Below are 22,888 nucleotides of genomic sequence, written 5' to 3' on the forward strand. Positions count from 1 at the left end.
CCCATGGCAGCGCTCGTCCTTCCCGCCGGCCTTCTGGTTCTTCTCCTTCTGGGCGCGCCCATGGCGCTGATGGCGCGGTATTCCTTCAATACCTATGACCCGCTCTATCTGATGCAGGAGGCCTTCACCTGGGCCAACTACACCAAGGCGGTGACGGACGAGTTCTATCGCGACATCCTCTTCACCACCTTGTGGGTGTCGCTTCTGTCCACCTTCATCACCACCCTGCTCGCCTTCGGGCCGGCCTATTGGCTGGCCCGGATGGAGAGTTCGTGGAAGAGCAAGCTCACCATCCTCACCCTGTTTCCCCTGCTGGTGGGCGGGGTGGTGCGCTCGGCCGGCTATATCGCTTTGCTCGGCAATGAGGGCGCCATCAATGCGGCGCTGCGCGGGCTTGGGCTCATCTCCCACCCCATCGCCATGCTCTACACGCCGTTCGCGGTGGTGGTGGGCATCGTCGGCGTGGTGCTGCCCTATATGGTGCTGACCCTCGCCGCGGTGATCGAGGGCATCCCCCGCCAGGCGGAGGAAGCCGCCGCCAATCTCGGCGCCCGGCCCAGTACCGTCTTCTTCCGCGTGCTGCTGCCACTCTCCCTGCCGGGCGTGCTGGCCGGGGCGACGCTGGTGTTCATCTTGTGCATGAACGCCTATGCCACTCCGGTGCTGCTGGGTGGCCCCAAGTTCCACATGATGGCGCCAGCGGTCTACGACCAGTTCACCCGCGTCAGCAACTGGCCGTTCGGCGCGGCGCTGGCCTTCATCCTGCTGGTGGTGACCATCCTCATGACCAGCATCGGCAGCCTCCTGATCGGCCGCCGCGCCCGCCCGGCGTGAGGGCGGGCGCCGCATCCGCCTCAGGATGGATGCGGCGCTCAGCCATGACACCCCTCAGCCTTTGAGCTTCTGCAGGGCCTTGGCGCAGCCCACCGAGATGTCGTTGGGGTGTCCCTTGAGGCATTTCAGCATCCGTCCCTCGCCCAGCGGGACACCCGCGCACAGCCGCTCGATGTCGGCTTTGCAATACTTGACCAATTCGTTCTGCTGCGCCTGGGCACCGCCCGCAACCAGCACGCCCGCCAGAATGGCACCCGCCGCCAGGATCGAACGCATTCTCGTTCCCTCCGCTGTCATCGTGAGACTGCGAGCTTGCCATGATCGCCGCCGGCCCGAGCACCGGCACAATTTGACCGCAATACCCGGTGTCCTCCACCACAGCGGCGCGGCTTGACACCAACGGGGAGACTGTCAGTCTCGTCCCTCACGGGAGGCTGGGCCGCCCCAAGCTCCGGGAGCGAGCATGATCAAGCGCCGCGACCTGCTCAAAGCATCCGCCGTCCTGCCCGTCGCCGCCGGCTGCGGCGCGGCCTCCGCCCAGAGCGTGGGCGACGCCGGCCTGCAGGAGATGACGGCGCGGATCAGCGCGGCCCTGTTCGCGTCCGACGGGCTCGCCATTCCCGTCCCCGACACCCCCACCCCATCCGCCTTCGCCAAGGGGCTCGACCGCACCCTCGTGCTGGGCGGTGGTGGCGAATATTATGTCGCCTGGTATTGCGGCTTCTTCCACGGTTTGCTCGAGCTCGGCTTAGATCCGGGCGCAATGGCCGAAATGGTGGTCGGCACCTCGGCCGGCGCCTATGCGGGTTCCGCGCTCACCTCCGGCCACTTCCAGCGCCTGCGGGTCGAGTTCGACTTCTTCGGCGATTTCCCGAGCCTGTTCGCCCGCCTCGCCCCGGTCGCCACGCCGAATGCCAGCCAGAAGCGCGCGCAGGAGATCAATTTCAGCGTCAAGAACGGGGAGCCCGAGACCATCCGCGCCATCGGCCACGCTGCGCTTGCCGCCGACAACAAGGTGAATGGCGACGCCGTGGAGCGCCTCGCCTGGCTGCTCACCGGCGACAGCCGCAGCGGCTGGCCAGCGGCGCGGATGTTCACCACCGCCAACGACTGCTACACCGGCGAGCGTCTGGTGGTGCACCAGGACGTGGCGCGGAAGAACAACATTCCCCTCGCCCACGCCACCGGCGCCAGTTCGTCCCTGCCCGGCATCATCGGCCCCACCCTGCTCGGCCAGCGCTATTGCATGGATGGCGGCATCGCCAAGAGCTGGGCCCATACCGACCTCGTCGCCGGATCGAAGCGCGCCCTGGTCATCACCCTGACCAATGGCTATGAGGGCAGCCTTCTCAGCGGCATCCCCCACAACATCCACGATGAGATCAAGGCCCTGGAGGCCACCGGCACCAAGACCATGCTGATCATCGCTGGCACCCCGCCCGGCATCAGCCTGCTCGACCCGAAGCAGATCGCCCCCGCCATCAAGGCCGGCTACGATCGCGCCACGGTCGAGGCGCCGAAGATCCGCGCCTTCTGGGCCTAGCCTCCCGCATCGTCTTCAGGATCCGCCGCGCGGCCTGCACGCCGGCCCCCGCGCATGAGCCGTTCCGGCATGGGGCTGTCGTGGAACAGGCCCCACCGCCCGACACGGTAATATATAACCGTTAACCCGATGGAAACCTCCCTCCGCCAGACCTTCAGGAAGGCGGCGAGGTGACCGAGGCCGTGCCAGGCACGGTCACATGGATGGACACCAAGCAGAAGGAGACGCCGCAATGCGGATATTTGTGCCCCTGATCTCAGCGATTGCCATCGCTTCTCTCATGCCGGTCGCGGCGTTGGCCCAGCAGCCGCCACAGCAGAACCAGAGGCCGTCGCAGCAGGGTCCAGCGAAGAAGCAGCAACAGGGCGCCCCTAAAAGCACGTCTAAGAACACGCACGGCGGTGGGCAGCGCAAGGCGCCGGCCGGCAAGCCCGACCAGGCTCATACGGGACAGCCGGCACAGAAGCAGCCCGCAGCCCGGCCGCCCCAGAACGCGCCGGGCCATCACTCTCAGGGGCCCGGTCATGGCACCAACGACTGGCGGCGGCAGGGCGGCAGGTTGCCCGATGGTCGTGGCCGCGTGGTGAGCGACTATTCCCGCTACCACCTGGCGCCGCCCCCTGCAGGCTATCGTTGGGTGCAGGACGGCAACGATTTTCTGCTCGCCGCAGCGGCCACCGGCATCATCACCAGCATCATCATCGGCAGCCAGAACTGAAGTTGCGGCGGACCGGCGCGGGCCACAGGCGGCGCCGGTCCCCTCAAGGCCAGGCAGGGAGCCACAGATCAGGCGCTAGCGGCGCAATGCGCCACGCCTTTCTGTACACCCTGATGTTCGGGGAAATTATCAACCACGGTATCGTGGTGGAGCCGAGGGGAATCGAACCCCTGACCTCTGCAGTGCGATTGCAGCGCTCTCCCATCTGAGCTACGGCCCCGATCCATGGGAGGCGCCATTTAGGGTTTGCCTCCCCTCACTGTCAAGCGCGCGGCGATGGGTTTTCCACATCGTCGCGCGCGGTCCGCCGGCTAGCCGTGCGGCGCCTGTTCGGGTGCGGGCTTGTCGCCGCGCAGGGCCACGTAAATGGCCGGAATCACCAGCACCGTCAGCGCCGTCGAGGACAGGAGCCCAAAGAACAGCGAGATGGCGAGCCCCTGAAAGATGGGGTCGGTGAGGATCACCGCCGCGCCGATCATCGCCGCCAAAGCGGTGAGCAGGATCGGCTTGAAGCGGATGGCGCCCGCCTCCAGCAGCACCTCCTTCAGCGGCCGGCCCGGGGTACGGGCATGGCGGATGAAGTCCACCAGCAGGATCGAGTTGCGCACGATGATGCCGGCGAGCGCGATGAACCCGATCATGGACGGGGCCGAGAACGGCGCGTTGAACAGCCAGTGCCCCGCCAGGATGCCGATGAAGGTCAAGGGAATGGGGGTCAGGATCACCAGCGGCAGCTTGAACGAGCCGAACTGCGCCACCACCAGGATATAGATGCCCAGGATGGCGACGCCGAACGCCCCGCCCATGTCGCGGAAGGTCACCCAGGTCACCTCCCACTCGCCATCCCACAACAGGGTCGGCTGGCTCTCGTCCGCCGGCTGGCCATGCAGCGCGATCTTCGGCTTGGGCAGATCGCCCCAGTCCATGGCATCGAGGGCCTTGGAAACGGCGATCATGCCGTAGACGGGCGCCTCGTAGGCACCGGCGAGATCCGCCGTCACCATCTCCGCCGCCCGCCCGTTGTGGCGGAAGATGGGATAGGAGGACGGCTCGCGGGTGACATTCACCACATCCCCCAGCTCCATCACCCCGCGGCCGCCGGGCAGCGCATTGGCGGGCACCGGCGTCGACAGGCTGCGCGGGCTCACCTGCCGGTCGGCCTTGGAGAGGGAGAGGCGGATCGGAATGGGCGGGCGCCCTTCCCCGCGATGGGAATAGCCCACCGTGGTGCCACCGTAGAAGGCGCGGATGGCGTCATAAACGTCGCCCTGCTCCACCTTGTAGAATTCGAGATTGTCCTGGTCGATGGCAAGCCGCACCCGCTGCGAGAGCGTGCCGTAGCTGTCATCCACATCGACGATGAAGGGCACGCTCTCAAAGGCCTCGCGCACCTTGGCGGCCACCGCGCGGCGGGTCTTGGCATCCGGCCCGTAGATCTCCGCCAGAAGGGTGGCGAGCACCGGCGGCCCCGGCGGCGGCTCCACCACCTTGAGGGCACTGCCCGCCGGCAGCGGGATCGCCTTCAGCCGCTCGCGCAGCTCCAAGGCGATGTCGTGGCTGGTGCGATGGCGATCACCCTTGGGGGTGAGGTTCACCTGAATATCGCCCTGGCGTGGCGCGCTGCGCAGATTGTAATGGCGCACCAGGCCGTTGAAATTGAAGGGCGAAGCGGTGCCGGCATAGGTCTGGAACGAGACCACCTCCGGCACGCTGGCAAGCAGGTCCACCATCTGCTGCAGGGTGCGGTTGGTGTCTTCCACCGAGGCGCCCTGGGGCAGGTCCAGCACCACGTTGAGCTCGGTCTTGTTGTCGAACGGCAAGAGCTTCACCGTGACATGCTCGGTGTAGAACAGCGACAGGGAGGCCAGCGTCACCGCGCCCACCACCAGCAGGAAGGTCCAGGCGCGGGCCTTGGTGCGCAGGATGGGCTCGGCCACCTTCACATAGAAATGCCCGAGCTTGCCGCCTCCCGCCCCCTCATGGGCATGGGCCACCGCCGCCTTGGAGCTGGCCACCTTCAGCATCAACCAGGGGGTGAGCACCACCGCGACGAAGAAGGAGAACACCATGGCCGCCGAGGCATTGGCGGGGATGGGGCTCATATAGGGCCCCATCATGCCGGAGACGAACAGCATGGGCAGCAGCGCCGCCACCACCGTCAGGGTGGCGACGATGGTGGGGTTGCCCACCTCGGCCACCGCCAGCACGGCGGATTCGTCGCGCTTGCGGCCGTCCTTCATGGCCCAGTGGCGGGCGATGTTCTCGATGATGACGATGGCATCATCCACCAGGATGCCGATGGAGAAGATGAGCGCGAACAGGCTCACCCGGTTCAGGGTGTAGCCCATGAGCCGCGAGGCGAACAACGTGAGCAGGATGGTGGAGGGGATGACCACCGCCACCACCAGCGCCTCGCGCCAACCGATGGCCACCCCCACCAGAAGCACGATGGAGACGGTGGCGAGGCCGAGATGCAGCAGCAGCTCGTTGGCCTTCTCGTTGGCGCTCTCGCCGTAATTGCGGGTGATGCTCATCTCCACATCGGCGGGCACCATCTGGCCGCTGATCTGGTCGAGGCGCTTGAGCACCTCCTCGGCGATCAGCACCGCATTGGTGCCGGGCCTCTTGGCGATGGCGAGGGACACCGCCGGCACCCGCATCAGCGCGTCGCCGCCGGGCCCCTTGCGCACGTCGAACACGCGGGTGTCGTTGGGCTCGGTGGCCAGCGTCACGGTAGCGACATCGCGCACATAGACGGGGCGACCGTCGCGGGCGGTGAGCAGCAGGTTGCCGATCTCGGTGGGGGTCTGCAGGGTCTGGCCGGCCACCAGGGTGCGCTGCTGGCCCTTCTCCCGCACCGTGCCCGCCTGGAACGAGCGGTTGGCGCCGTCGATCTTGGCCGAAAGCTGGGCCAAAGTGATGCCATAGAGGGAGAGCTTCTCCGGATCAGGCTCGACCCGGATCTCCTCCGGCTGGTCGCCGACGATATAGGTCAGGCCGATGTCGGGAAGCTTGGCGATCTCCACCTGCAGCTCGCGGGCGATGCGGGTGAGGCCGTTGGCGGTCCAGCGGGCGGCGGCATCGGGCTTGGGGGTCAGCGTCACCACCAGGATCGCCACGTCGTCGATGGAGCGGCCGACGATCAGCGGCTCGGGAATGCCCACCGGCATGCGATCGTAATTGGCGCGGATCTTCTCGTGCACGCGCAGGATGGCGGCATCGGGATTGGTGCCCACCAGGAAGCGGGCGGTGACGAGCACGCCATCATCATTGGTGTTGGAATAGACGTGCTCCACCCCGTCGATGCTCTTGACGATGGTCTCCAGCGGCTCGGTGACGAGCTTCACCGCATCCTCGGCCTTCAGGCCGTTGGCCTCGATGTGGATATCCACCATCGGCACCGAGATCTGCGGCTCTTCCTCGCGCGGCAGGGTGACGAGGGCGATGATGCCGAAGGCGAAGGCCGCCATCAGCAGCAGCGGCGTCAGAGGCGAGGTGATGAAGATGCGGGTGAGGGTGCCGGCGATGCCGAGCTTGACCGGCGCCGGCGTTGGATTGTCCAGGCTCACGGCAGCACCACCTTGTCACCATCGGAAAGGCCGGTGAGCACCTCCACCCGGGGCTCGCCGTTCTCCGCGAAGCGCTCGCCCAGCACCACGGCCACGTCGAGCGGCCCCTGGGGCGCCTGGATGCGCACATAATCCACCCCGTGGCGGGTGGTGACCGCCGCCGGCGGCACCGCCAGCACGGCGCGGTTGCCAATCTCGATCCACACCAGGGTGCGCTCATTGACGAAATAATCGCCGAGCCCGGCCACATCCACGTCGGCCATCACCCGGCCGCCGGTGATCTCCGGATAGACTTTCACGATGCGCCCCGCCCGGGCGGTCTCGATGCTGCCGGCGGTCTGGGGCGAGATGCCGCGCCCGCCAATGCGCACGGTGCCGCCTTCTCGAATGTTGGCCGCGTAGCGCTCGGGCAGCGACAGCCGCAGATAATATTGGCCAGAGGCGATACGGGCGATCACGTCGCCCGCCAGCACCACCGAGCCGGGGGTCACCGGCACCGTCAGCACGCGCCCATCGGCGGGGGCCAGCACCGCGCCTTCGCGCACCCGCTGCACCACCACCGCGCGGTCGGCCTCGGCGGCGGCCACCTGGTTGGCCGCCACATCGAACTGGGTCTTGGCGGTATCCACCCGGCTCTGGCTGGCGACGCCCTTGGCCAGCAGCTGCTGGGCGCGGTCCAGCTCGGTCTTGGCGTTTTCGAGCTGGGAATTCAGCTCCTTGATCTTGGCCTCGGCCGCGTTGAGGGTGAGGGCGAGCTTGTCGTCCACCACCAAAGCGATCTCGTCGCCCTCCTTCACCTCGCTGCCCTCGGTGACCTTCACCTCGCGCACGGTGCCGCCGATGCGGGCGCGCGCCGGCACGATGGTGCGGCTTTCCACCTCGCCGAACACCGCCTTCATCTCGGGGATATCCTGGCTGCGCACCAGAAACAGCGCGCGCTCGGCCGGGCCGGTGACCAGCCTGGCCGGCGGTGCGGTTTCGGCGCGCAGGGGCAAGGCGCCGGCGAGCAGCGCCGCGGCGAGGACGGGCGCGAAGGTGCGGAAACGAGGCATCATGCTCTTTCTCCGGCGGCGCGCGGCCACCGCTGCGGACAGGCCGGGATCAGGAAAAGGCGCAGCCGACCTTGAGGCCGAGCTTCTTGAAAATCATGGCCGCCGGGCAGAAACCGGTGACCGACGCCTGCATGAGGTTCACGCCCACGAAGGCGGTGAGCCACAGCCAATAGGGGGAGACGAACACCCCGAGCGCCAGGGACAGAAGCACCATGAACCCGGCGAACATCATCACCGCACGATCAACCGACATCTCTTCATCCTCCATCCCGCCACACCGCCCGGGGGCGACCCGCGACCCGGCGGCCCGGGCTCTCAATTCCGACATGCTTGCAGGGCATGCCCCCGCGTCGGACGCCGGACGGACGGTCCGCGACCTCAGTTGCAGATAACATTCAGATATCATAAATTCAAGATCATGAATGTAGAAGAGATGATCCCGGCATCGGAGCGGGCGGCGGAGCTCATGCGCTCCCTGTCCCACCCTCAGCGCCTCCTGGTGCTCTGCGCCCTGGGCCGCGATGAGAAGTCCGTTGCCGAGCTCCGTGAGCTTCTGGGTATCGAGCAGGTGCCCATGTCGCAGCAGCTCATGCGCCTGCGCGCGGATGGTCTGGTGGAGGCGCGGCGCGAAGGCACCAGCGTCTTCTACCACATCGCCCGGCCGGAGGTTCTGCAAGTGGTGGAAGCGCTGCATGACGCATTCTGCGGCCGCCCCGGCTGCGCCGAGCCCGCGTGACACCCACGCAGGAGCGAATCACCGCACCGCTCGCGATTCCGCCAAGCAGCCAGCCCCCGGCGTCACCTGCCAGGCACGACATGCGAAACTGAACGGAGAAGATTAAAACGGAGAGGGGCGGGTCGCATTCCCACGCGGCAAAAGACGACGCGGAGAGGACCGGATCACCACCGGATCAGCTCAACTCAGTGCACCCGGGTGGGCGCTGAGCGTATCAGGGGATTTTATAAGGGGAGACTTGGTGGAGCCAGGCGGAATCGAACCGCCGACCTCTTGAATGCCATTCAAGCGCTCTCCCAACTGAGCTATGGCCCCACCGGAGTGCAGGCTTGATGCCACGCACGAACCGAAAGATCCAGATCTTCCTGCACCCTCAAGAGAGTTATCCAGAAGATCTCAACAGCCTTGCAAAACGACGAAAGTCATCGCCTGCCAAGCCAAAACAGCGCGCCGAACGAATACACGTTCCGGCAGATCTCAACCTGTGGACAAACCCGCTTGGGAGGCGGGCGACCGCAGATCTACGATCGGAAATTTGGTGGAGCCAGGCGGAATCGAACCGCCGACCTCTTGAATGCCATTCAAGCGCTCTCCCAACTGAGCTATGGCCCCACTGCGCCGCGGGCTGGCACTAAACTTTCCCGAAAACCTAAGTTTTGAGAAAGGCTTAGTGCAACGGGAGGTCCCGCGGCGGGGTGCCCGGCGACTCATGTCCGCCGAGCGAGAGCGGCCTTAAAGCACAGGCCGCTTCCGACTTCAAGTCTCTTCGTCGTCCTCGCGACCCTCGCCGATGAGGTCGCTCACATCGTCGCCGTCGTCCTCGTCTTCCTCCAGGAAGGCGTCGTCATCGCCGGCCTCGATATCGTCGTCCACATCCACGTCGCTGCCAGTCGTCACCTTGGCCGAAGCGGTCTTCTCCGCATCGGCCTCTTCCAGGCTGATCACCTCGGCGTCGGGCACTTCAGTCTCGTGCTCGTCGCTCTCGGTGGCCTCGGTACGGCTGGCTCCGCGCGCGGCGGGCTCGAAATAGGACCGCGGATAAGATTCGCCTGTAAAGGGCGAAACCACCGGGTCCTTGTTCAGGTCGTAAAACTTGCGCCCCGTAACAGGACAGATGCGCTTGGTGCCGAGTTCAGGCTTCGCCACGGCAAAGATCCTCGGTAGGGCTGTAAATGGAGCGTGCTCCATTGGAGCCTTGCCGGGTCAGTGTCAAGGCCCCAGCGCCGATCTCGACGGATCGGCCGCGTGGCAGCGCCCCGCCGGCTGTGTTAGACGGACCCCCACATCCGCACTCCGAGGGCGCACGAAGCAGCCGTGCCTGCCCCTCCGTCCGAGGTTTCGATCCCATGTCCGGCGCGCCGCTGAGCTCCTCCGCCCCCACGCCCTCCGGCCATCATGCCGCACCACAGCCGGCCACCGCCCGTCGCGGCGGGCCGCTGGCCGGCACCGTCCGGGTGCCTGGCGACAAATCGGTCTCTCACCGCGCCCTCATCTTTGGCCTGTTCGCCCACGGCCGCACCACCATCACCGGCCTGCTGGAAGGCGAAGACGTGCTCAACACCGCCGCCGCCTGCCGCGCCCTGGGGGCCGGCGTGGAGCGCCTGGGCGACGGCCATTGGCAAGTGGACGGCGTCGGTGCCAACGGCCTCTCCACACCGGCGGCACCGCTGGATTTCGGCAATTCGGGCACCGGCGTGCGGCTGATGATGGGCGCGGTGGCCGGCCAGGACGTGACCGCCACGTTCGATGGTGACGCCAGCCTGCGCCGTCGGCCTATGAAGCGGGTGCTGGATCCCCTCACCGCCATGGGCGCCGAGGTGGTGAGCGCCGCCGAGGGCGGCCGCCTGCCCCTCACCCTGAAAGGCCATTCGGGCCTCGCCGCCAGCACCTACACGACCCCCGTGCCCTCCGCCCAGGTCAAGTCGGCGGTGCTGCTCGCCGGCCTCGGGGCCGATGGCGAGACGGTGGTGATCGAGCAGGAAGCCACCCGCGACCACACCGAGCGCATGCTGGCGCATTTCGGCGCCACCGTGAGCGTGACGCCCCATGGCGCCCACGGGCGGCGCATCGCCCTCCGGGGCCGTCCGCATCTGGTGGCGGCGCCGGTGGACGTGCCGGCGGATCCCTCCTCGGCGGCCTTCCCGCTGGTGGCGGCGCTGCTGGTGCCCGGCTCCGACGTCGTGCTGACCGATCTCATGATGAATCCGCTGCGCACCGGCCTCGTCACCACCCTGCAGGAGATGGGGGCCGACATCGCCATCCTGAACCCGCGCACCGAGGGCGGCGAGACGGTGGCGGACCTGCGGGTGCGCCACACCCGCCTCAAGGGTGTGGAGGTCCCGGCCGAACGGGCGCCGGCCATGATCGACGAATATCCCATCCTCGCGGTGGCGGCGGCATGCGCCGAAGGCGACACCATCATGCGCGGGCTTGCCGAGCTGCGGGTGAAGGAGAGCGACCGGCTGGCCGCGGTGGCGGACGGCCTTGCCGCCTGTGGCATTGTCCACCGGGTGGAGGGCGATGATCTCATCGTCACCGGCAGCGCCGCGGTCCCCGGCGGCGGTCCGGTGAAGACCCACATGGATCACCGCATCGCCATGTCGTTCCTGGTGCTGGGGCTGGTGGCCGAACAGGGCGTCAGCGTCGACGACGTGGCCTTCATCGCCACCTCTTTCCCCAGCTTTCTGCCCATGATGCGTGGCCTTGGCGCGCAGATCGACTGACCACCCATGATTATCGCTATCGACGGTCCCGCCGCATCCGGCAAAGGCACCCTGGCCCGGCGACTCGCCGCCCATTACGGCCTGCCCCATCTGGACACCGGGCTGCTCTATCGTGCCGTGGGGGCCCGCTGCCTCGCGGCTGGCAACCTGGGCCAGGCGGATGCGGCGGCCGAGGCGGCCCGCACCCTGGATGTCTCCCAGCTCGATCCCGAGCACCTGCGCTCAGCCCCCATCGGCGAGGCGGCCTCGGTGGTGGCGGCGGTGCCGCAGGTGCGGGCGGCGCTGCTCGATCTGCAGCGGCGTTTTGCAGCCCACCCCCGCGGCGCGGTGCTGGACGGACGCGACATCGGCTCCATCATCTGCCCCGATGCCGACGCCAAACTGTTCGTCACCGCCACCCCGCACGTGCGGGCGGAGCGGCGCTATCGGGAGCTGGCGGGGCGCGGCGAAGCGATCACCTTCGAGAGCGTGCTGGACGACATCCGCCGGCGTGATGCGCGGGATTCCGGGCGCGCCTCGGCGCCGCTGGTGAAAGCCGGAGATGCCATGGAGCTGGACACCTCCAACCTCGGCATCGAAGAGGCCTACAGCGCGGCTTTGGAGCTGGTGGAACAGCGCCTGGGCGGACGCTGAGACCGCGCCACCGACACCCCATCCCAGCACTGAAAGTCTTCAGGCCCCGGACGGCGTTTCGGCCTGTGGCGCACTGTCCCGATGGCGACGGGTGCGCCAGGGCATCGCCAGGAAGGCGAGATCGTCCAGCATGCCCAGGAGCTTGCCGCCCCGGGTCAATTGCTCATCGAGGGCCGCCATGGTGCGGCCGAGGCCGGGATCGTCATCGGCCAGCCACACGTCCAGCACGCGCGCGAACAGCAGCGCCAGACCCTTGGCCCGGATGGCGCCGGCCGCCCCGGTGCAGTCGATGCCCGCCGCCGCCAGCATCCAGCGCTGCGAGCGCTCGGACAGCCGCAGCAGCCGGGCGGCCAGCAGCGGATCGCGCTTCGCGGAGCGCATGAGGGTGCGCACCGCATCACGATGGGGCTCCAGCGCGTCGAGACGCCGCATCAGCACCTCGAACAGACGCTCCTTGGGCCCCTCTTCCGAAAGCTCATCCGAATCCGGCCCGCCTTCCGCCAGCACCTTGCGATCGGTGACGCGGAAGAAGCTCGCCAGCAGGTCGTCGGTGGAGGAGAAGGAAGCCCGCATCTCGCCGAGCGCCACGCCACAGCGCGCCGCCACCTCGGCAAGATCGATCCGTGCCAGCGGCCGTTCCGCCAGCAGCTCCAGGAAACCGCGCAGGCACGCCTCGCGGGACATCTCCGAGGTCATGGCGTCACTCCTGAAACCGGGCCGCCACGCAAGGCGGGCCCGGGCTCTTGTCCATCGCTCACCGGCGCCGGGCCGAACCCGCGCACCGGCAAAGGTCGGCCTCAGCCGGCCAATTCTTTGCCCCGGCGGGTGGCGGCCGCAACCGCTTCTTCCATCAGCGGGCCGAAGCCGCGGGTCTCGTGCATGAGAACCGCCAGCGCCGCCGCGGTGGTTCCACCCGGAGACGTGACATTCTGCCGCAAGGTGGCGGCAGGCAGCGGCGAATCATCCAGCAGCGCGCCGGAGCCGGCCACGGTAGCGCGGGCGATGCGGGCGGCGAGATCCGCCGGCAGACCCGCGGCAAGGCCGGCCTCCGCCAGCACCTCGGCCAGCAGGAACACATAGGCCGGCCCGGAACCGGACACGGCGGTGGCCGCATCCATCAGTTCCTCATCCGCCACCCATTCAACGATGCCGATGGCACCGAGCAGGGTCGCGGCGAGATCGCGGTCGGCGGCGGAAACCGTGGCGCTCGGGACCGCCACGCTCACACCACGGCCGATGGCGGCCGGCGTATTGGGAATGGCGCGCACCAGCGGCGTGCCTTCGGGAAAGAAGCCGGAGAGGAAGGACAGGGTGCGCCCGGCCATGATGGACACCACCAGGGTGCCCGGCTTCACCACCGGTGAAACCTGAGGCAGCGCATCGGGCGCCACCTGCGGCTTCACCGCCAGCAGCACCACCGCCGGCGCCGCGATCTGATGCAGGGGCGGGTTCACCGCCACGCCCCTGGCCTTGAGGCGCGCAGCGGCATCGACGGGCAGATTCGGATCCAGCACCACCGCGAGATGGGCCGGCAAGCCCAGGTTGAGCCAGCCGTCCAGCATAGCTCCGCCCATCTTGCCCGCGCCCAGCAGCACCACCGGGCCCGACAGATCCTTCAACTCCACATCACTCATGATCGCCTCGCAAACGGGCGCGCCCCGGCGCGCCTCGAACCGAGGCCCAGATTTACGTCACGCCCGCGCCAGGGGAAACCCGCGCGGGACGTTTTCGCGCCGCCGCCGCGCCGTCAGGCCTCGCCCACGGTCTCGAACAAGGCGGTGTCCATGGCCTCGCGGGCGGTCTTGCCGGCCCACACCACGAACTGGAAGGCGGGGTAATAGCGCTCCACCGCATCGAGGGCGGCATCGACGATGGCCTCGCACTGGCGGTCGGAAGCGGTGGCGCCACCGGTCAGCACCAGCGCGTGGCGGAACATGATGACCCCCTCCTGGGCCCAGATGTCGAAATGGCCCAGCCACATCTGCTCATTGATGAGCGCCAGCAGCTTCACCACCTCAGCGCGGCGGTTCTCCGGCACCTTGAAATCGAACGCGCAGGCGAGATGCAGGGCCTCCAGCTCGTCCATCCACTGCACCGAGACATGGCAATCGGTCCAACGGCTGGCGAGCGCCAGGGTGATCTCGTCCTCGTCGGAGCGCTCGAAGGACCAGTCGTGAACAGCGGCGAGCTGCTCCATCAGGTCCACGGGGTTCGCCGGCGCTTCGGCTTCGATGTCGATGAGAGACATGGCCTCGACCTCGCGGTGTCTGGAACGCGGACAGGGTCGGACGGCACCGGGGCAATGTCACCAGAGGCCGGAACAGCCAAAGGCGGGGCAGCACCACGTGCCACACGTCGATGCAGTCTCCGGATGTGTGCATTCAGAAGCACGAACCGGCTCCCGCACCAGGCGAAGCTACGCCCCGTCGCCATCACCCCGCGACGAACCGGCTCCGAATCGCCCTGAAAATCAGTATATCGCGGGTCAAGATTGCCCCGCTACGACAGATTGTGTGCACGCTTTGAGCATGCACACGAAACAGGCGCGCAGGCGCCCCACCTCATGGCTGGGCGGTGCCGCCGAAGCTCTCGTCATACGGCTGCGCGGGGGTCTCGGTGGGGCTGACGCCCAGCTTGGCCTCGAGCGCGGCGATTCGCGCGGCGAGGCGCTCATTCTCCTCCCGCGCGGCGGCGGCCATGTCCTTCACGGCCTCAAATTCCTCGCGCTTGACGAGGTCCATGTCACGCAGGAAGCGCTCCAGCTGCGAGCGCATCACGGTTTCCGCCTCGCGGCGCACGCCTTGCGCGACACCGGCGGCATCGTTCACGAGGCGAGCCATCTCGTCGAAAATGCGGCCCGTGGTCTGGGTCATGACTATCTCCTTCGGCGGTCGATGCCGCTTGCAGCAGAACATGGCGAGGGGCGCCGGCAGACGCAAGGCCGAACGGCGTCGCCCCCACCGGTCCGTGCGGCACCTTGACGGCGGCGGCCCGGCCGCGCCACATGCCGCCCGCCTTCCGGCGCCGGCGCGCTCCATCCGGGATACCTCATCTGATGCTCGCCCTGCCCTTTCCCACCATCGACCCCGTGCTGATCCATGTGGGGCCGCTCGCCATCCGCTGGTACGCCCTCGCTTATATCGCCGGCCTGGTGCTCGGCTGGCAGCTGGGCCGCTGGCTGGTGGCGCGCCCCGCTCTGTGGGGCGGCACCTCGCCCATGCGGCCGCAGGATCTGGACGACGCTCTGTTCTGGGCCACCCTGGGCGTCATCCTGGGCGGGCGCATCGGCTATGTGCTGTTCTACAATCCGGCCTATTTCGCCGCCCATCCCGGCGACATCATCGCCGTCTGGAAGGGCGGCATGTCGTTCCACGGCGGCCTCACTGGCACCATCCTCGGCCTCATCCTCTTCGCCCGCGCCCGCGGCATCCGCATTCTTTCCCTGCTCGACGTGGCGGGCGTGGTGGCGCCCCTCGGCCTGCTGTTCGGCCGCATCGCCAATTTCATCAATTCGGAGCTGTGGGGCCGGCCCGCCGACGTGCCGTGGGCCGTCGTCTTCCCCAATGGCGGCGACCTGCCCCGCCATCCCAGCCAGCTGTACGAGGCCGGGCTCGAAGGAGTGTTGTTGTTCCTCATCATGCTGGTTGCGGTGCGCCTGGGCGCCCTGAAGCGGCCCGGGCTCGCCGCCGGCATCTTCGGCATGGGCTACGGCTGCGGGCGCATCATCGGCGAGTTCTTCCGCGAGCCGGACGTGCAGCTCGGCTATCTCGCCTTCGGCACCACCATGGGCATGTGGCTCTCGGTGCCGGTGGTGCTCGCCGGCGCCGGCCTCGTGGCTTATGCCCTGAAGCGCAAGGCCAAGGCGTGACCAGCCCGCTGGCGGCGGAGATCCGCGCCCTCATCGCCGCCGAGGGGCCGCTGCCGGTGAGCCGCTACATGGCGCTGTGCCTCGGCCATCCCCGCTACGGCTATTACATGACCCGCGACCCGCTCGGGGCCAAGGGCGACTTCACCACCGCCCCCGAGATCAGCCAGATGTTCGGCGAGCTTTTGGGCCTGTGGGCGGTGGCCCTGTGGCAGCAGATGGGCGCGCCCTCCGCTTTCAGCCTGGTGGAGCTCGGCCCCGGGCGCGGCACCCTGATGGCCGACGCCCTGCGGGCGGCGCGGCTGCTGCCCGCCTTCGGCGCCGCTGCCCGCGTGCATCTGGTGGAGACGAGCCCGGTGCTGCGCGCCGCCCAGCAGCGCACCCTGGACGCGTGCGGCGTCCCCCTCGCCTGGCACGGGCGCATCGAGGACTTGCCCGAAGGCCCCGCCATCGTGCTCGCCAACGAATTCTTCGATGCCCTGCCCGTCGATCAATATGTGCGGGCCGCCGATGGCTGGCACGAGCGCCGGGTGGGCCTTGATGCGGACGGCGCCCTCAGCTTCGGCCTCGACCCGCGCCCCTCGCCCCTGGCGGACGCTTTTGCGGCGTCCGCCGCGCCCGATGGGGCCGTGCTGGAACGCATGGACCCCGGCCCCGCCCTCGCCCTCGCCGCCCATCTCGCCCGCCATGGCGGCGCCGCGCTGGTGATTGATTACGGCCATGCGGGTGGCTTCGGCGATACCCTGCAGGCGCTCTCCCATCACCGCTTCGCCGATCCGCTGGCCGATCCCGGCGGCGCCGATCTCACGGCCCATGTGGATTTTGCCGCCCTCGCCCGCGTCGCCCTCGGCCAGGGGCTCGCCGCCTTTGGTCCCCTCGGCCAGGGGGATTTCCTCATCCGCCTCGGCCTCGGCGCACGGGCGGAACGGCTGATGCGGGAGGCGGAGCCAGCCGGGCAGGACGCCATCGAGGCCGCCGCCCTGCGCCTCGCCGGCAGCGGACCGGGACAGATGGGAGAGCTGTTCAAGGTGCTGGCCCTCAGTGCGCCCACCGTGGGCGTGCCCCCCGGCTTCGACCCGAGCGAGCGGCGCGGCCGCTGAGGCCCCGGGAAAAACGCGCCAGTCCCCTGCCCCCTCTGCCTCTCGTTAAGGAAAAGGCGTACAGGATCACCGAACGGAGCGGGCGCCGGAACGCGCACGCCGACGGATGGTGATGGGGATGACGATGAAGATCGAGGCCGCCTCTCTCAAGGGCTTGCCCGGCATCCGCCATGGCTTCTTCACCCGCCAGGGCGGGGTTTCCTCGGGCCTTTACGCCAGCCTCAACGGCGGCATGGGCTCCCGAGACGACCCCGCAGCGGTGGCCGAGAACCGCGCCCGCATGGCGGCGGAGATCGGTGTCGCGCCGGAGAAACTCCTGGCCTGCTGGCAGGTGCATTCCGCCGATGCGGTGCTCGCCACCACCCCCTGGACCCGGGACGATGCCCCCAAGGCGGACGCCATTGTCACCGCCACCATGGGCCTCGGCGCCGCAGTCTCCATCGCCGATTGCGGGCCGGTGCTGTTTGCCGACGCCGAGGCGCGGGTGGTCGCCGCCGCCCATTCGGGCTGGAAGGGGGCGCTCGGCGGCGTCATCGGCGCCACCGTGGCGCAGATGGAGAGCCAGGGTGCACGGCGCGGCGCCATCCGGGCGGTCATCGGTCCGCTGATCCGCCAGTCGAGCTACGAGGTGGGGGAGGATTTCGTCACCCGCTTCCTCAGCGTCGAACGAACCTATGCCCGCTTCTTCGCCCCGGCGGACCGCCCCCACCACGCCTGGTTCGACCTGCCGAGCTTCATCCGCTTCCGGCTGGAGGAAGCCGGCGTCGGCTTCATCGAGGACCTGGGGCTGGACACCTATACCGACCCGACGCGCTTCTATTCCTTCCGCCGCGCCACCCACCGCGGCGAAGCCGATTACGGCCGGCTGATCGCCGCCATCGCTCTGGCCCCCGAGGCGGCATGATGGGTCTGCGTCCTGTCCGGCCACGGCGCGTGGCCTTCGCCCTGCTGGCGGTGGTGGGGCTGAGCGCCCCGGCCATGGCCCTGGATTTCGCCGACGGGCTGATGGGCGGCCCCGATGTGTGGGCGGTGGCGGGCGTACCACCGGGCGATGCGCTGAACCTGCGGACGGAACCATCCGCCAAAAGCCCGATCCTCGCGCGGTTCGCCAACGGCACCCTTCTCACCAACCAGGGCTGCGTGCTGCGCGGCCGCCAGCGCTGGTGCAAAGTGAGCCGCCACGCGCCGCCGCCGGGCCAGCCGGCACCGGCGGTGGGCTGGGTGAATGGCCGCTACCTGCGCGAGGCCAGCTTCTGAGAGCACCGCTTTGAGGCCGCGCGCGCCTGGGTTACCAATAAGGTGATCCGGGACCTTGCCCACGACTTGGCCCTTGCCTCAAGACGTTGCCCATGAGCGGCTCATGAACGCCATCACCTCGTTGAAGTCCTATTTCATTGGCCGGGTCGCCAGCCTCGGCGCGCCGGTCTACGCCCGGGCCTCGCAGATCGTGGTGCCGGCCGACGACCCACACGACGAATGGGCGGACCACGCCCACGATCACGATCCGGCCGAGGGCCAGTCGTTCGTGATCGATTATGAGGACCATGCCGGCAATCTCAGCCACCGGCGCATTTCGGTCTGGGCGGTGCAGCGCAATGTGGAGGGCGTGCCCATCCTGCTGGCCCGCTGCCACGAGCGGCAGGCGGCCCGCGCGTTCCGGGTGGACCGCATCAAGGCCGTGAGCGATTTCGACGGGACCCGGCGCGAGCCGCTCAGCCGGTTCTTCCTGGACACCTTCGGCTTCACCTGGCCGCAGGATGCCATCCGCGTGCCGCCCGCGGAGCCGGCGGCGCCCCGCTGGGATCGCGTCCGCACCATCGTCAACGGTTCCGGCGTGGTGCTGCTGGTGGCCCTGGCGGTGGCCGATGGCGAGCTGGGGGCGGCGGAAATGGAGGAGATCCAGTTCTTCTGCGAGCGCGCCTGTGCCGCAGCTGACCTTGACCTCACCGGCGGCGAGCGTGAGCGCCTTGCCGCCTATCTCGGCCGCCTGCGGCCCACGCCGGAAAGCGTGGAGGCGGCGCTGGACACCCTGATGGCGGGGGATCGCGCCGCCATCGGCCCGTTGCTCAAAGCCGGCCTCAAGGTGATTGCCGCCGATGGGACCCTCAAGGAGCAGGAGGCGGTGCTGCTTGACCAGTTCTGCCACAGCCTGACCGGCCAGGGGCTGCTCTGAGGCGGCACAAATCTCGAGCTGCAGCGTTGTCCTCACGGATCAACCACGTGAGGACACCCGATGCCGCATTCCATCGTCCGCCCTGTTGCGCTGCTCCCGCTGCTGGTGATGGCGGCGCTCGCCGCAGCTCCCCGCGTCGCCTCCGCCGCGCCGGAGAAGGCGCCGGCAGCACCCGCCCCGGCCAGCCCGCAGCCCACAGCGGAAGCGGTGGCCCGCGAACAGGCCCTCGCCGCCGAACAGGCGCGGCATGTGGCGGATTGCAAGGCCCATGCACTGACCCGGCTGAAGGCGCAATCGCCCTCCATCGACGACATCTTCATCGACATGGACGGGCTCACCATCGCCAAGGGCGACCTGAAGGTCGGCAACACCCCCATCGACACGGTGATCATGGGCGAGGCCTATATCCAGCGCGACCGTAGCGACAAGGTGCACCGCTTCCTGTGCCTCACCGGTGCCGGGGGCGAGGTGTTGATGACCTTCTTCACCGAGCAATGACGCGGCCCCGCCGATTGCGACCAAAGTGCAGCAACAACCGGGCATTGACGGGGCACCCCCGGCTCGCCTAGGTTCGCCGGCGACGGTACTCCTCCCCGGAGGAATAAAAGGGAATGCGGTGCGAGGCGCTTGGCGCTTCTATTCCGCGGCTGCCCCCGCAACTGTAAGCGGCGAGTTTTCCGCAGCAACGCCACTGGGCACTCGGGGCCTGGGAAGGCAGCGGAAAATGGTGACCCGCGAGCCAGGAGACCTGCCGTCGACCGTGGTCACACGCGAGCTCGTCGGGCGGGGTGTTCCGATAGTGGGAGTGTTTCGGGTCAGGCGGCTGCGGCCGGCAACACGAAAGCCCTCGTTCGCGGTGACGTGCCACAGGCGTCCCGCCCGAGGTTGCAATGCTTGTCGTTTCGCCGTCTGCCACAGTGCCTGTTCGCCGCCCTCATCTGTCGTCCCGCGCCCTGAACCTGTCCGTAAGCCTGTCCGTGAGCCTCTTGGCTCTGGCCGCGGCCACGCCGGCCCTGGCGCAATCTGCCGACACCACCGGCACCGATGCCAGCCAGATCGAATTGCCCGACGTGGTGGTGAGCGCCACCGGCATCCCCACGCCGCTGCGCGAAGTGGCGAGCTCGGTGACTGTCATCACTGCTGAAGACCTGGCCAACACCCAGCAGCGTTCGGTGGCCGATGCGCTCGAATCGGTGCCCGGTCTCAATGTGGTGCAGACCGGAGGCCCCGGCGGGCTGACCTCCATCTTCATGCGCGGCACCAATTCCAATCACGTGAAGATGCTGCTCGACGGTGTCGACATCGGCGACCCCTCGGCCCCCAACGGCGCCTTCGACCTTGGCACCCTCTACACCAATGACTTCGCCCGCATGGAGGTGCTGCGCGGCCCGCAGTCCGGCCTTTATGGCTCGGACGCCATCGGCGGCGTCATTTCCATGACCACCCAGCGTGGCGAGGGCCCGGCCAAGGCCAGCGGCTATGTGGAAGCCGGCTCGCTCGGCACCTTCAACCAGGTGGCGAGCCTCAGCGGCGGCTATAACAACATCGGCTATGCCTTCAACGTCGGCCATTTCGCCAGCACGTCGATCCCGGTGACACCGGCCAACATCGCCCTGCCGGGCGAGCCCATCAACAACAACGCCAACGACAACTGGACCTATTCGGCCCGCCTCGATGCGGACGTGAGCGACAGTTTCTCGGTGAATGTGGTGGCGCGCTACATCGAGAGCCAGCTCGCCTACACCTCGGACCTCTACAACTACAGCACCGGCACCGGCTATCCCGCCCCCATGCAGGACACCAGCTATGGCCGCTTCTTCATCGGCAAGGCCGAGGGCCTGTGGAAGACCTTCGACGACCGGCTGGTGAGCACCTTCGGGGTATCCGCCACCGATTACAGCCGCACCAATGCCAGCCCCTATCCCGACAATGCCAGCACCTATGACGGCGACCGGCAAACCTATTACTGGCGCTCCAACTACACCTTCCTGCCCGGGCAGAACCTGCTCGCCGGCATCGAGCGCTATAATGAGAGCATGACCAGCGAAAGCGCCTGGTCCGCCATGGACGCGAACACCGGCGATACCGCCGGCTATCTGGAGCTGCAATCGGCCTTCGCCGAGCGCTTCTTCGTCGCCGCCAATGTGCGCTACGACAGCAATGACGATTTCGGCGATCACACCACCTGGCGCATCGCCCCGGCCCTGCTGTTTCCGGAAACCGGAACCAAGCTGAAGATGACCTACGGCACCGCCTTCAAGGCGCCGACCCTCTACCAGCTCTATGCCCCCTATTACGGCAATCCCGACCTGTCGCCGGAAGAAAGCACCGGCTGGGACGCCGGCTTCGAGCAGATGCTGTGGAGCGACCGGGTGGGCTTCGGTGCCACCTATTTCCACAATGACATCACCAACCTGATCGTCACCACCTACGACGCGGCAACCTACAGCTACAATTACGCCAACCTTTCCAGCGCCACGAGCCAAGGCGTGGAAGCCTATCTGGCCCTGAAGATCACCGATCGCCTCTCGGTGCGGACCGACTACACCTACACCAGCACCATCGGCTATTTCCCCTCCGGCGGCTCGTTCGGCGTGAGCTGCGCGCCGCGCGATGCCACCTCCTGCTATCCGCTGCGGCGGCCCAGCAACAAGGTGAGCGTGGGCGTGAACTGGCAGCCCATCGACCCGCTCACGGTCTCGGCCACCCTGGTCTATCTCTCCGACTGGTGGGACGTGGACCGCACCACCTTCGCCGTGGTGCGCCAGCCCGGCTACACCATCGTCAACCTCGCGGCGAACTACACCGTCAACCAGAACGTCGCGGTGTTCGGGCGGATCGACAACCTGTTCAACGAATCCTATGAGAACCCCAATGGTTGGCTGGCTCCAGGCTTCAGTGCCTTCGCCGGCCTGCGGCTGACCTATTGAGGGGGCGGACCCGCGCATGGACCACGACCAGAGGGCGCGACAGGCACGTGGGAGGCCCGCTCCGGCGGGCGGCCGGCGGCCGTTCGCCCCGGCGCGGCGGGTGCTGGGCGCCGCTATCCTCGCCCTTGGCCTCGCTCTCGGCCTCGCTCTCGGCCTCGCCGCCGGGAACGGGACGGCGCGCGGCGGTGAGCCTGCGGCGGACACCGCGCCGCGCCGCATCGTCTCGCTGAACCTGTGCGCCGATGAGCTGGTGCTGCGCCTCGTGCCGAAGGAGCGCGTGTTGTCCGTCACCCGCCTCGCCGCCGATCCGGTCGGTTCCACGGTGGCCGATCTGGCGACCGGGGTGCCGGCCAATCGGGGGCTGGCGGAAGAGGTGGTGCCCCTTGGCCCCGATCTGGTGATCGCCGGCGCCTTCACCACCCGCAATACGGTAGCAATGCTGCACCGCTTCGGCATTCCGGTGATGGAGCTTACCATTCCCCAGAATCTGGACGAGGCCTACGCGCAGATCCGCCTGGTGGCGCAGCGTCTGGGCGTGCCGGAGCGGGGCGAGGCCATGGTCGGCGAGATCGAGGCGGCCCTGGCGGCCGCGCCGCCCGCCCCCGCTCGCCCACCGCGCGCGGTGGTGATGCGCCCCAACGGCTTCACCGTAGGTCGCGACACCCTGGCCGACGACCTCATGCGGCGGGCCGGGCTCGACAATGTGGCCGCCCGCCTCTCGCCGGACAAACTCGGCCAGCTCTCCCTGGAAGAGATCGTCACCGCCAGGCCCGACGTGCTGGTGGTGGATGACGAGCCCGATGCCCCGCCCTCCCTGGCGCGCGAGATGATGGCCCACCCCGCGGTGGTGGATGCCATGGCCGCCGGCCGCATCGCCTCGGTGCCGACTCGGCTGTGGGCCTGCGTGGGGCCGCAGCTGGGCGAGGCCTTCATTCGCCTCTCCCGCGCCGCCCACGGCGCAGCGGTGGCGGTGGCACCCGCTCCATCGCCGGTGCGGACGCCGTGACGCGCG

23 protein-coding genes, 3 tRNA genes and 1 riboswitch are annotated in these 22,888 nt (G+C 68.4%); of the genes, 14 read left to right on the forward strand and 12 right to left on the reverse strand.

From position 1 onward, the window contains the following. Positions 1 to 3: 3 nt before the first annotated feature. Complete coding sequence (locus MEU52_RS03000; RefSeq protein ID WP_238120226.1) at positions 4 to 834, forward strand: ABC transporter permease; 831 nt, start codon at positions 4 to 6, stop codon at positions 832 to 834. Positions 835 to 888: 54 nt separating this feature from the next. On the opposite strand, the gene MEU52_RS03005 is transcribed toward MEU52_RS03000, so the two are convergent. Further along, a complete protein-coding gene (locus MEU52_RS03005) occupies positions 889 to 1,110 on the reverse strand; it encodes a cysteine rich repeat-containing protein (protein WP_238120225.1) in 222 nt (73 codons plus the stop codon). A 187-nt stretch (positions 1,111 to 1,297) separates the two neighbouring features. Here MEU52_RS03005 and MEU52_RS03010 point away from each other — a divergent pair, with 187 nt between their 5' ends. Beyond that, a complete protein-coding gene (locus MEU52_RS03010) occupies positions 1,298 to 2,377 on the forward strand; it encodes a patatin-like phospholipase family protein (RefSeq protein ID WP_238120224.1) in 1,080 nt (359 codons plus the stop codon). Between the two features lie 232 nt (positions 2,378 to 2,609). Next, complete coding sequence (locus MEU52_RS03015) at positions 2,610 to 3,095, forward strand: RcnB family protein (RefSeq protein ID WP_238120223.1); 486 nt, start codon at positions 2,610 to 2,612, stop codon at positions 3,093 to 3,095. Between the two features lie 144 nt (positions 3,096 to 3,239). Here MEU52_RS03015 and MEU52_RS03020 read toward each other — a convergent pair. From MEU52_RS03020 to MEU52_RS03035, 4 genes are all read right to left on the reverse strand, one after another. Next, positions 3,240 to 3,315: transfer RNA gene (locus MEU52_RS03020), tRNA-Ala, on the reverse strand. Positions 3,316 to 3,406: 91 nt separating this feature from the next. Beyond that, the gene (locus tag MEU52_RS03025) at positions 3,407 to 6,664 is read right to left on the reverse strand and encodes an efflux RND transporter permease subunit (RefSeq protein ID WP_238120222.1); all 3,258 of its coding nucleotides are present in this window, start codon (positions 6,662 to 6,664) and stop codon (positions 3,407 to 3,409) included. Continuing rightward, complete coding sequence (locus MEU52_RS03030; RefSeq protein ID WP_238120309.1) at positions 6,661 to 7,716, reverse strand: efflux RND transporter periplasmic adaptor subunit; 1,056 nt, start codon at positions 7,714 to 7,716, stop codon at positions 6,661 to 6,663. Before MEU52_RS03030 ends, MEU52_RS03025 begins: the two co-directional genes overlap by 4 nt. Before the next feature lie 49 nt (positions 7,717 to 7,765). Next, a complete protein-coding gene (locus MEU52_RS03035; protein WP_238120221.1) occupies positions 7,766 to 7,969 on the reverse strand; it encodes a YgaP family membrane protein in 204 nt (67 codons plus the stop codon). Between the two features lie 180 nt (positions 7,970 to 8,149). On the opposite strand from MEU52_RS03035, the gene MEU52_RS03040 reads away from it, so the two are divergent. Continuing rightward, positions 8,150 to 8,452: an ArsR/SmtB family transcription factor gene (locus tag MEU52_RS03040; RefSeq protein WP_238120220.1), complete on the forward strand. Its 303-nt coding sequence runs from the start codon at positions 8,150 to 8,152 to the stop codon at positions 8,450 to 8,452. A gap of 239 nt (positions 8,453 to 8,691) precedes the next feature. On the opposite strand, the gene MEU52_RS03045 is transcribed toward MEU52_RS03040, so the two are convergent. The 3 genes from MEU52_RS03045 to MEU52_RS03055 all read right to left on the reverse strand — a co-directional run bounded on the left by MEU52_RS03045 (position 8,692) and on the right by MEU52_RS03055 (position 9,598). After that, a tRNA-Ala gene (locus MEU52_RS03045) sits at positions 8,692 to 8,767 on the reverse strand. A gap of 221 nt (positions 8,768 to 8,988) precedes the next feature. Further along, positions 8,989 to 9,064, reverse strand: a tRNA-Ala gene (locus MEU52_RS03050). Positions 9,065 to 9,208: 144 nt separating this feature from the next. Further along, positions 9,209 to 9,598, reverse strand: a complete 390-nt coding sequence (locus MEU52_RS03055; RefSeq protein ID WP_238120219.1) for a TIGR02300 family protein — start codon at positions 9,596 to 9,598, stop codon at positions 9,209 to 9,211. A gap of 200 nt (positions 9,599 to 9,798) precedes the next feature. On the opposite strand from MEU52_RS03055, the gene aroA reads away from it, so the two are divergent. Then, entirely contained in the window at positions 9,799 to 11,175 is a 1,377-nt protein-coding gene (gene aroA / locus MEU52_RS03060) for a 3-phosphoshikimate 1-carboxyvinyltransferase (RefSeq protein WP_238120218.1), read from the forward strand. A gap of 6 nt (positions 11,176 to 11,181) precedes the next feature. Further along, positions 11,182 to 11,808: a (d)CMP kinase gene (cmk, locus tag MEU52_RS03065; RefSeq protein WP_238120215.1), complete on the forward strand. Its 627-nt coding sequence runs from the start codon at positions 11,182 to 11,184 to the stop codon at positions 11,806 to 11,808. 39 nt (positions 11,809 to 11,847) lie between these two features. Here the strand turns inward: cmk and MEU52_RS03070 are convergent, their stop codons facing one another. The 4 genes from MEU52_RS03070 to MEU52_RS03085 form a co-directional block, all read right to left on the reverse strand. Continuing rightward, entirely contained in the window at positions 11,848 to 12,504 is a 657-nt protein-coding gene (locus MEU52_RS03070) for a TetR/AcrR family transcriptional regulator (RefSeq protein ID WP_238120213.1), read from the reverse strand. Positions 12,505 to 12,605: 101 nt separating this feature from the next. Further along, on the reverse strand, positions 12,606 to 13,442 hold the full coding sequence (gene proC / locus MEU52_RS03075) for a pyrroline-5-carboxylate reductase (protein WP_238120212.1): 837 nt from the start codon (positions 13,440 to 13,442) through the stop codon (positions 12,606 to 12,608). A 113-nt stretch (positions 13,443 to 13,555) separates the two neighbouring features. Then, complete coding sequence (locus MEU52_RS03080) at positions 13,556 to 14,056, reverse strand: YbjN domain-containing protein (RefSeq protein ID WP_238120211.1); 501 nt, start codon at positions 14,054 to 14,056, stop codon at positions 13,556 to 13,558. 313 nt (positions 14,057 to 14,369) lie between these two features. Beyond that, the gene (locus MEU52_RS03085; RefSeq protein WP_238120210.1) at positions 14,370 to 14,681 is read right to left on the reverse strand and encodes an accessory factor UbiK family protein; all 312 of its coding nucleotides are present in this window, start codon (positions 14,679 to 14,681) and stop codon (positions 14,370 to 14,372) included. Positions 14,682 to 14,863: 182 nt separating this feature from the next. Between MEU52_RS03085 and lgt the strand changes: the two genes are divergently transcribed. The 8 genes from lgt (at position 14,864) to MEU52_RS03125 (ending at position 22,882) form a co-directional block, all read left to right on the forward strand. Continuing rightward, positions 14,864 to 15,676 (forward strand): prolipoprotein diacylglyceryl transferase, encoded by an 813-nt coding sequence (lgt, locus tag MEU52_RS03090; RefSeq protein WP_238120209.1) that lies wholly within the window; start codon positions 14,864 to 14,866, stop codon positions 15,674 to 15,676. After that, positions 15,673 to 16,773: a class I SAM-dependent methyltransferase gene (locus tag MEU52_RS03095; RefSeq protein WP_238120208.1), complete on the forward strand. Its 1,101-nt coding sequence runs from the start codon at positions 15,673 to 15,675 to the stop codon at positions 16,771 to 16,773. Before lgt ends, MEU52_RS03095 begins: the two co-directional genes overlap by 4 nt. Positions 16,774 to 16,897: 124 nt before the next feature. Then, on the forward strand, positions 16,898 to 17,677 hold the full coding sequence (gene pgeF, locus MEU52_RS03100) for a peptidoglycan editing factor PgeF (protein WP_238120308.1): 780 nt from the start codon (positions 16,898 to 16,900) through the stop codon (positions 17,675 to 17,677). Further along, the gene (locus MEU52_RS03105) at positions 17,674 to 18,030 is read left to right on the forward strand and encodes an SH3 domain-containing protein (protein ID WP_238120206.1); all 357 of its coding nucleotides are present in this window, start codon (positions 17,674 to 17,676) and stop codon (positions 18,028 to 18,030) included. The genes pgeF and MEU52_RS03105 overlap by 4 nt, the downstream gene beginning before the upstream one ends. A gap of 103 nt (positions 18,031 to 18,133) precedes the next feature. After that, entirely contained in the window at positions 18,134 to 18,946 is an 813-nt protein-coding gene (locus MEU52_RS03110) for a WYL domain-containing protein (RefSeq protein WP_238120204.1), read from the forward strand. A 60-nt stretch (positions 18,947 to 19,006) separates the two neighbouring features. Next, positions 19,007 to 19,444, forward strand: a complete 438-nt coding sequence (locus MEU52_RS03115; protein ID WP_238120192.1) for a hypothetical protein — start codon at positions 19,007 to 19,009, stop codon at positions 19,442 to 19,444. Between the two features lie 66 nt (positions 19,445 to 19,510). Continuing rightward, a riboswitch (cobalamin riboswitch) is annotated at positions 19,511 to 19,716 on the forward strand. Positions 19,717 to 19,923: 207 nt separating this feature from the next. After that, a complete protein-coding gene (locus MEU52_RS03120) occupies positions 19,924 to 21,876 on the forward strand; it encodes a TonB-dependent receptor plug domain-containing protein (RefSeq protein WP_238120189.1) in 1,953 nt (650 codons plus the stop codon). 100 nt (positions 21,877 to 21,976) lie between these two features. Continuing rightward, positions 21,977 to 22,882, forward strand: a complete 906-nt coding sequence (locus MEU52_RS03125) for an ABC transporter substrate-binding protein (RefSeq protein ID WP_238120188.1) — start codon at positions 21,977 to 21,979, stop codon at positions 22,880 to 22,882. Positions 22,883 to 22,888: the final 6 nt, after the last annotated feature.

Source organism: Xanthobacter sp. NM-25, assembly GCF_022138605.1.
Lineage (GTDB): Bacteria > Pseudomonadota > Alphaproteobacteria > Rhizobiales > Xanthobacteraceae > Xanthobacter.

Coding starts and splice junctions, on each gene's coding strand:
- MEU52_RS03000 (WP_238120226.1), top strand. CDS start 4: ATGGCAGCGCTCGTCCTTCCCGCCGGCCTTCTGGTTCTTCTCCTTCTG.
- MEU52_RS03005 (WP_238120225.1), bottom strand. CDS start 1,110: ATGCGTTCGATCCTGGCGGCGGGTGCCATTCTGGCGGGCGTGCTGGTT.
- MEU52_RS03010 (WP_238120224.1), top strand. CDS start 1,298: ATGATCAAGCGCCGCGACCTGCTCAAAGCATCCGCCGTCCTGCCCGTC.
- MEU52_RS03015 (WP_238120223.1), top strand. CDS start 2,610: ATGCGGATATTTGTGCCCCTGATCTCAGCGATTGCCATCGCTTCTCTC.
- MEU52_RS03030 (WP_238120309.1), bottom strand. CDS start 7,716: ATGCCTCGTTTCCGCACCTTCGCGCCCGTCCTCGCCGCGGCGCTGCTC.
- MEU52_RS03035 (WP_238120221.1), bottom strand. CDS start 7,969: ATGTCGGTTGATCGTGCGGTGATGATGTTCGCCGGGTTCATGGTGCTT.
- MEU52_RS03040 (WP_238120220.1), top strand. CDS start 8,150: ATGATCCCGGCATCGGAGCGGGCGGCGGAGCTCATGCGCTCCCTGTCC.
- aroA (WP_238120218.1), top strand. CDS start 9,799: ATGTCCGGCGCGCCGCTGAGCTCCTCCGCCCCCACGCCCTCCGGCCAT.
- cmk (WP_238120215.1), top strand. CDS start 11,182: ATGATTATCGCTATCGACGGTCCCGCCGCATCCGGCAAAGGCACCCTG.
- MEU52_RS03070 (WP_238120213.1), bottom strand. CDS start 12,504: ATGACCTCGGAGATGTCCCGCGAGGCGTGCCTGCGCGGTTTCCTGGAG.
- proC (WP_238120212.1), bottom strand. CDS start 13,442: ATGAGTGATGTGGAGTTGAAGGATCTGTCGGGCCCGGTGGTGCTGCTG.
- MEU52_RS03080 (WP_238120211.1), bottom strand. CDS start 14,056: ATGTCTCTCATCGACATCGAAGCCGAAGCGCCGGCGAACCCCGTGGAC.
- MEU52_RS03085 (WP_238120210.1), bottom strand. CDS start 14,681: ATGACCCAGACCACGGGCCGCATTTTCGACGAGATGGCTCGCCTCGTG.
- lgt (WP_238120209.1), top strand. CDS start 14,864: ATGCTCGCCCTGCCCTTTCCCACCATCGACCCCGTGCTGATCCATGTG.
- pgeF (WP_238120308.1), top strand. CDS start 16,898: ATGAAGATCGAGGCCGCCTCTCTCAAGGGCTTGCCCGGCATCCGCCAT.
- MEU52_RS03105 (WP_238120206.1), top strand. CDS start 17,674: ATGATGGGTCTGCGTCCTGTCCGGCCACGGCGCGTGGCCTTCGCCCTG.
- MEU52_RS03110 (WP_238120204.1), top strand. CDS start 18,134: ATGAACGCCATCACCTCGTTGAAGTCCTATTTCATTGGCCGGGTCGCC.
- MEU52_RS03115 (WP_238120192.1), top strand. CDS start 19,007: ATGCCGCATTCCATCGTCCGCCCTGTTGCGCTGCTCCCGCTGCTGGTG.